Origin of the sequence: Porphyromonas sp. CAG:1061 (assembly GCF_000435035.1) — a bacterium.
GTDB lineage: Bacteria > Bacteroidota > Bacteroidia > Bacteroidales > Porphyromonadaceae > Porphyromonas_A > Porphyromonas_A somerae.
In genome coordinates, this window is record NZ_HF988824.1 from 1 (window position 1) to 4595 (window position 4595).

Here is a 4595-nt window from a genome sequence, read left to right on the forward strand (position 1 = left end):
TCCGTCTGACCTCCCGCGAGGGGAGGTCATTACTACATTATCCTCAACAGCTGGGATATGATTATTCGTACTGTTACACGTACACGGATTGCATAGTTAACACCACGGACAAATCCGTACCACAAATAAGAAGGCAGATGGTCTTCGTACAACAGCCTAAAAAAGCAACAGCTAAGTGGTCAAAAGTTTAGTTGCAACAAAGCAAATGCTTAGTTGCAACTCGGCATTTGCTTAGTTGCAACTCGCCGATCGCTTAGTTGCAACTCAGTTTTTGCGTTTATATAATGTTGAATATCAGTTTGTTATAAATGGTTTTTTTGAACCACTACTTTCTCCTATTTTATAGGGTCATTAAGTTATGAATACACTCCTAATGGGTAACCCCTGGGAAAAATAATGGGCCGGGGTTTGGCACATTGGATATTTTATGTATCTTTGCCATTGCAAATTTGGAATGGCGAGATAGCTCAGTTGGTTAGAGCGCAGGATTCATAATCCTGAGGTCCCGGGATCGTACCCCGGTCTCGCTACGAATTTTTCAAAACTTTGTCGAGGCGAGCCGTACCGTGATGGTATGGTTCGCCTGTCTTTTTACCCAAATTGTCATTTGGTACCTAATACTCGTGGAGCCTAGTATATCGTATGAGACAACAGCTAATCATCACTTCGGATATTATCCAATGAGTGTATATTTGTTTGCTTATTAGATATAAAATATATACCTTTGTGGTGTCTCAATATTGAGGCAAATAATCTTTAGTCCGTTTCCTATGAGAAAAAGAGACGTGCTGAAGTTACTTGAAAAGAATGGCTGGCAGATAGTCAGAGGTGGCAAAGGCAGTCACACTAAGCTGAAGAAGGATGGGAAGATGGTAATAGTACCAGGTCACAACCTATCAAGCGAGGTGAAGCCTTTTCTGCTGAAAGAGATTCTAAAGCAAGCTGGAATCGAAGAGTAACTTTGGGGGTAAGGGGTCATCCCTTACCTACTAAAGATTTAAGTTGAATGTCAATTTTTAGCGACTAGTGATGAAGATTAGAGTTACTATTAACTTTGAGGACAATGGCTATAGTGCCTATTCTCGTGATGTGCCAGATGTACTTTTGACTGCTCAGGGAGAGACGCTTGATGAGGTTAAGAAAGATATGCTAGAGGTGATTGAGGAAGTCAAATCAATGGATGATGCCCCTTTGATCTTGAAGCAAGGGTATGAAGTGGATTGGGCTTTCTCCATTCCAGCTTTTCTAAGCAAGTTCGAAGGAATGCTCTCTCAGTCTGGCCTTGCCTTACTTTCTGGTATCAATCCAAGTCTTCTATCTGCCTACAAAAGCGAACAGAAAAAGCCTAGTAAAGCACAAGTAGATAAGCTACAGCAAGCAGTGAATAAGTTTGCCAATGATCTTCTATCTACTCCACTCACTGTATAAGTTCTTACCCCTAATGGGTTACTCAAGGAGGGTGCTATTAAGTGTTGCTTGCAAGTTTTATTGACACAGCACCCTCCGTTATTTACCTCTTTCTTTTCTTGCTGTGATATGTTAGGGTCGATTGGAAAGTCTCTATCCCTTTATAGTCCTCCCCCGCTTCGGTCTATTTTGTGTCATCTTTATCCATATTGTCAGTTGCTCCCCTTATGGCCCCCTATTGGCACTAAGTTTGCATATTATGGGGTAGTGTAACATCAATTCAATACAATATATAATATGAGCGAACAGGTAAAAAATGGAAAGATAGGGGTGCAGAGTGATAATATGTTCCCTATCATCAAGAAGTTTCTTTATAGCGACAATGAGATATTTCTCCGTGAGATTGTCTCCAATGCAGTGGATGCTACGCAAAAGCTAAAGACGCTCGCCAATAAAGGGGAATACGAGGGTAGCCTTGAGGACCTGAAGGTGGAGGTGAAGATCGATGGCGACAAGCTGATCATCAGTGACCACGGTGTGGGGATGAGTGCGGAGGAGATTGAGAAGTATATCAATCAGATCGCCATCAGTGGTGCGGAGGAGTTTGTGGAGAAGTACAAGGACGATGCCGCCAATATCATTGGGCACTTCGGGCTGGGATTCTACTCGAGCTTTATGGTCTCGGACAAGGTGGAGATCTATACTCAGAGCTACAAAGAGGAGGAGGAGAGTATCCGCTGGAGCTGTGAGGGCAACCCTGAGTTTCAGATGGAGGTAGCGGAGAAGCGCCCACGTGGTACCGACATTATCCTTCACATCGATGAGGAGAGTAAGGAGTTTTTGGATCCTACGCGTATCCGTCAGCTACTGGAGAAGTATGCTAAGTTCCTCCCTGTGCCCATTGTCTTCGGTAAGAAAAAGGAGTGGAAGGATGGCAAGGAGGTGGAGACCGATGAGGATCTGGTGATCAATGAGACGGCTCCGCTTTGGACGAAGGCGCCTTCGGAGCTGGAGGATAAGGATTATGAGGCGTTTTATGAGACGCTTTTCCCAATGAGTGAGAAGCCACTCTTTTGGATACACCTCAATATCGACTACCCATTCAATCTGACTGGTATCCTCTACTTCCCTAGGGTGAAGAGCAATATGGATCTGCAGAAGAATAAGATCCAACTCTACAGCAATCAGGTCTTTGTTACCGATTCGGTGGAGGGGATTGTGCCGGACTTTTTGATGCTACTGCATGGGGTGATTGATTCGCCAGATATTCCTCTTAATGTATCAAGGAGCTATCTGCAGGCGGATCACAATGTGAAGAAGATATCGGCCTACATCACTCGTAAGGTGGCGGATAAACTGACCGAGCTCTTTAAGGAGGACCGCAAGAACTTTGAGGAGAAGTGGGAGGTGCTGGACCTCTTCGTGAAGTATGGTATGCTCACGCAAGAGAAGTTTTATGAAAAGGCGGAGAAGTTTGCCCTACTCAAGAATACGGAGAAGAAGTACTTTACGCTCGAGGAGTACCGGGAGCTGATTTCGGCCAACCAAACCGATAAAGAGGGGCATGTAGTCTATCTCTATGCGGTGGATACGGAGCAGCAATATAGCTACATCAAGGAGGCCAATGCCCGTGGGTATGATGTACTTCTGATGGATGGGCAGCTGGATATTCACCTGATTAGTATGCTGGAGCAGAAGTTGGCACAGTCGCACTTCGTGAGGGTGGATAGCGATACGCTGGACAACTTGATCCGGAAGGCGGATGATGAGAAGAAGGAGAGTGACGTCTCGGAGGAGGATCAGGAGCTTCTACGTCAGCTCTTTGAGGCACAGCTCCCTAAGGAAGATAAGGTGATGATCTCGGTGCAGACGGGTCATCAGGGCAGTGATGCGAAGCCTATCCTACTAGTGCAAGGGGAGTATATGCGTAGGATGAAGGAGATGGCGGCAATGCAGCAAGGGATGAACTTCTATGGCGAGATGCCCGATAGCTATGTGCTGAACCTGAATCTCGACCACCCTCTAGTGCAGGGAATCGCTTTGGTATTCAATGAGACGGATCACCCCGACTACTCGGCTCTGCTGGCCGATAAGCGTGGACAAGAGGCACGTGTCTCGGCCATTCAACAGCAGTTGGGCGATGAGAAGCTGAGTGATGAGGAGAAGAAGACCCTTCGGGAGGATCTCTCATCTACGCACACCAAGATTGAGGAGATAGAAGGAAAACTCAAGGAGATCTACAGTTCCTTTGGCGAGGAGCACAAGATCATCTCGCAGCTGATAGACCTCGGCTTGCTTTCTAGTGGTCTACTCAAGGGCAAGGCACTGGATAGCTTCGTGACCCGCTCAATGGAGCTCTTGAGCCGTAAGTAACTATTTTGAGGCCCTTGCACGAATGCGATCTGCGGCGTTGCTTTCGGGATTCGGGCTCGGTCACGTACGAGAGTACGCTCCCAGCACCCTCACCCTCAGCGCCTAGCATCTCATCCTGTCGCCCTCACCCTCAGCGCCTTGCATATCATCATTCGTGCAAAGTCTCATTTTGTAATGATAAACCCGAATGGGGTGGCTTTTCTAGGCCACCCCATTTTATTTAATCATTACTGTAGTAGCACCAAAGCCATTACAAGGTGGTCAGTATGGTGAAAGCTAAGAAGCCAGTCAGTACAATCAGTGCTACGGCCTTTTCTTGTCTCTTAAACTTTTTGGATAGTACGAAATAGGTGGCAAGTGCCACGGTGAATAGTGCTTGTAGGGCGATGAGAATGATGGCGGTGGTGGTTTCTCCGCCCCGCATAGAATAACGTGCCACTATCCCGAGCACAAACCAAATGCTCATAGGGATAACGACCCATCGGCGATCCTTTAGTACCTGTTTTGAATCAAGGTATTGCTCTTGTTTTTCAATACTGCTCATAACTCATAAGATTTTAGTCGGTTCTTTTAATTGGTTTGCTGTAAAGGTACGCATAATTCCAATACTTTGCCCCCTCAATGACTGCCTTTTCTCTGGGTGTTGCGACTTTGTCGCTTAATTATTCTTTGAAATCTAAATCTAGGCTTGAATAGCTAAGAGATTTCACCTAAAATTGGTATCTTTGTATTTGGAAGTTACGAAAAGAGTGTAATTTATTGGAAATGAGCGTTGGTTAATCGCTCTTGATAGTAATAGGTTACGATTTAGTTAG

4 protein-coding genes and 1 tRNA gene are annotated in these 4595 nt (G+C 45.6%); 4 read left to right on the forward strand and 1 reads right to left on the reverse strand.

What is annotated here, in order from left to right; genetic code table 11:
• The first annotated feature begins 456 nt into the window (after nt 1-456).
• The 4 genes from QVO39_RS00385 to htpG all read left to right on the forward strand — a co-directional run bounded on the left by QVO39_RS00385 (nt 457) and on the right by htpG (nt 3780).
• Nucleotides 457-530: transfer RNA gene (locus QVO39_RS00385), tRNA-Met, on the forward strand.
• 240 nt (nt 531-770) lie between these two features.
• Nucleotides 771-959, forward strand: a complete 189-nt coding sequence (locus tag QVO39_RS00390; RefSeq protein WP_021902532.1) for a type II toxin-antitoxin system HicA family toxin — start codon at nt 771-773, stop codon at nt 957-959.
• A gap of 70 nt (nt 960-1029) precedes the next feature.
• On the forward strand, nt 1030-1428 hold the full coding sequence (locus tag QVO39_RS00395; RefSeq protein ID WP_021902533.1) for a type II toxin-antitoxin system HicB family antitoxin: 399 nt from the start codon (nt 1030-1032) through the stop codon (nt 1426-1428).
• A 276-nt stretch (nt 1429-1704) separates the two neighbouring features.
• Nucleotides 1705-3780, forward strand: coding sequence for a molecular chaperone HtpG (htpG, locus tag QVO39_RS00400; protein WP_021902534.1), 2076 nt, complete (start codon nt 1705-1707; stop codon nt 3778-3780).
• Between the two features lie 250 nt (nt 3781-4030).
• Here htpG and QVO39_RS00405 read toward each other — a convergent pair whose 3' ends face one another.
• Nucleotides 4031-4324 (reverse strand): hypothetical protein, encoded by a 294-nt coding sequence (locus tag QVO39_RS00405; RefSeq protein WP_021902535.1) that lies wholly within the window; start codon nt 4322-4324, stop codon nt 4031-4033.
• Between the last annotated feature and the right edge of the window lie 271 nt (nt 4325-4595).